Source organism: Paenibacillus sp. 1011MAR3C5 (assembly GCF_003591485.1).
In the GTDB taxonomy this organism is placed as follows: Bacteria; Bacillota; Bacilli; order Paenibacillales; family Paenibacillaceae; genus Pristimantibacillus.
Window position 1 is genome coordinate 1 of record NZ_QZCF01000021.1, and the last position, 1,109, is coordinate 1,109.

A 1,109-nucleotide genomic window follows, 5' to 3' on the forward strand; every position below is an offset into this window, starting at 1 on the left:
CCCGTGGGACCTGTTGCACCGTCAGCCCCTGTCGGACCCGTTGGGCCGGTTGCACCGTCAGCCCCTGTCGGGCCCGTTGGGCCTGTTGCACCGTCTGCTCCTGTTGGCCCCGTGGGACCTGTTGCACCGTCTGCTCCTGTTAGACCTGTTGGCCCCGTGGGACCTGTTGCACCGTCAACACCTGTCGAGCCCGTTGGGCCTGTTGCACCCGTTGCACCCGTTGCACCGTCAGCCCCTGTCGGGCCCGTTGGGCCGGTTGCACCGTCTGCTCCTGTTGGCCCCGTGGGACCTGTTGCACCGTCTGCTCCTGTTAGACCTGTTGGCCCCGTGGGACCTGTTGCACCGTCAACACCTGTCGAGCCCGTTGGGCCTGTTGCACCCGTTGCACCCGTTGCACCGTCAGCCCCTGTCGGGCCCGTTGGGCCGGTTGCACCGTCTGCTCCTGTTGGCCCCGTGGGACCTGTTGCACCGTCTGCTCCTGTTAGACCTGTTGGCCCCGTGGGACCTGTTGCACCGTCAACACCTGTCGAGCCCGTTGGGCCTGTTGCACCCGTTGCACCCGTTGCACCGTCAGCCCCTGTCGGGCCCGTTGGGCCGGTTGCACCGTCTGCTCCTGTTGGCCCCGTGGGACCTGTTGCACCGTCTGCTCCTGTTAGACCTGTTGGCCCCGTGGGACCTGTTGCACCGTCAACACCTGTCGAGCCCGTTGGGCCTGTTGCACCCGTTGCACCCGTTGCACCGTCAGCCCCTGTCGGGCCCGTTGGGCCGGTTGCACCGTCTGCTCCTGTTGGCCCCGTGGGACCTGTTGCACCGTCTGCTCCTGTTAGACCTGTTGGCCCCGTGGGACCTGTTGCACCGTCAACACCTGTCGAGCCCGTTGGGCCTGTTGCACCCGTTGCACCCGTTGCACCGTCAGCCCCTGTCGGGCCCGTTGGGCCGGTTGCACCGTCTGCTCCTGTTGGCCCCGTGGGACCTGTTGCACCGTCTGCTCCTGTTAGACCTGTTGGCCCCGTGGGACCTGTTGCACCGTCAACACCTGTCGAGCCCGTTGGGCCTGTTGCACCCGTGGGACCTGTTGCACCGTCAGCCCCTGTCGGACCCGTTGGGCC

General features: G+C 67.0%; 1 pseudogene. It reads right to left on the reverse strand.

The window, feature by feature from the left end:
• Nucleotides 1-1,109: pseudogene (locus tag D3P07_RS26660) on the reverse strand (hypothetical protein); the annotation flags it as partial.